We start from the raw sequence: 1,620 nt of genomic DNA, 5'->3' as shown, positions 1-1,620 counted from the left end.
CGGTGCTGGCGTGTGGTGCCTGATTGAGCGGTATGAACATATCCGCCAGAACGACCGCATCGAGCTGTCCTGGGATGGCGTCATCGTCACGCATATCGTCAGCCCGGCCGAGGCGGCCGGCAGCGGGCCGATCCGGATTTTCGTCAGTGAGGCGATCATCCTCCAGGGTGGGCTGTTGGGCACCCTGACCCTGCGCTTTCGGGTACAGGACGTGGTGGAGAACTTCTCCGGGGAAAAGTACCAGTATTCCAAGTCTTACTTCCTGGTCAGCGAACTGGACCCCAGCCTGATTGAAGCCCCGGTGTTCCTGGTGGACGATGTCGACCTCAAGCAGGTCGACATCGATACCCAGGGCGATGCGGTATTTAAAGTCTCGTGTTTCACGGGCCGCCAGTTGCCCGCACCCAATCCGCCCCACCAGGTGTTCGTCACGCTGTATGCCACGCTGGCGGATGGCTCGACCCGGGAGTTTGCCCTTCCCTTCAGGAACGCGACCAACGTATACGTGACTGAGGTTCCCGTTGATGGCGACATCATCACGCAAATAGTCGGCGGTTCCTTCCGGGTTTCGTTCGTGATTAAAGACGCCGACGGCGACTTCGTCGGCCAGTCCGGCAGCATCACCGTCACCGTGATCGGCACGCCGGTGTCGATGCCTGGGGTGACGATCAACCCGATCGAGTTGGGCCTGATTGACCCCGACCACGATATCGAAGTCATCTTCCCATTCTACGAGCCGTTTAATTCGGACTGGCTGGAAATCTTCTACATCGAACACCGGGTCCCCGGCGGCGGTGGCGAAACCTACGTCGAGTCCCAACTGGCGGGGCCCCAGGGTGGCAGTCGCCATGTGAGCAAGGCGGATCTGCAACGGTTCAACGGCCGGGGCATCATCTATTTTTACTACGTGGTCACCGACGGTAAAAACACGCGCAAATCGGTGGAGGTGGGGGCCCAGGTGGGCGAACGTGTGGCTGAACTGCCGCCGCCACAACTGCAGGGCACCGAAGGCAACAACATCAACCCCGCCCACATCGTCGGCCCCACCGTACTGCTGACCTTGCCCTATCTCGGTGCCCGAGAGGACGACGTATACCATTGGAGCTGCATCGGCTCGGCCCTGGGCGGCTCGGCCAATGGCACCATCCTGGTCAATGCGGCGACCGAAGGCGTGCCACTGACGTTCCCGGTGACCCGCACCATCCTGGACTTCAACCTCAACGGCAGCCTGCGCATCAGTTACAGCCTGGAACGCAAGGGGCCGCCACGGCAGATCCTGCGCTCGGAGGTGCTGAACCTCAGCGTTGGCGTGGGGGTGGTCCTGGACCGTCCGGAAGTCGCCGAAGCCCAACGCTTTCCGGATCGCCTCGACCCGTTGGCGGCCTTGTCGGGGGCCACCGTGGTGGTGAAATTCCGGCCGATGCACGCCACCGATCGGATCTTTATCGACTGGCTCAGCCCGGACGGCCATGGCAGCTACGCCACGGAAGTGCAGGGCAACCCCGCCACCCACGAGGTGAGCGTGCCCATTCCAAGGGAGGTTATCGCCAAAGGTATTCGTGAAGACGGCAACCGCATCAGCGTGCAGTACCATTTTTTCCGCGGTGCCATTCCCTATGA

Annotated in this window: 1 pseudogene; it reads left to right on the top strand. The window is 61.7% G+C overall.

The annotated features are described in order from the left end of the window. Positions 1-1,620 (top strand): annotated as a pseudogene (locus tag AC07OT_RS30945) (YncE family protein); the annotation flags it as partial.

The sequence above is a fragment of the Pseudomonas sp. GW821-FHT09C10 genome, from assembly GCF_059418085.1.
Note: the sequence above shows the minus strand (reverse complement) of the source record. Positions and strands in the feature narration are given on the sequence as shown.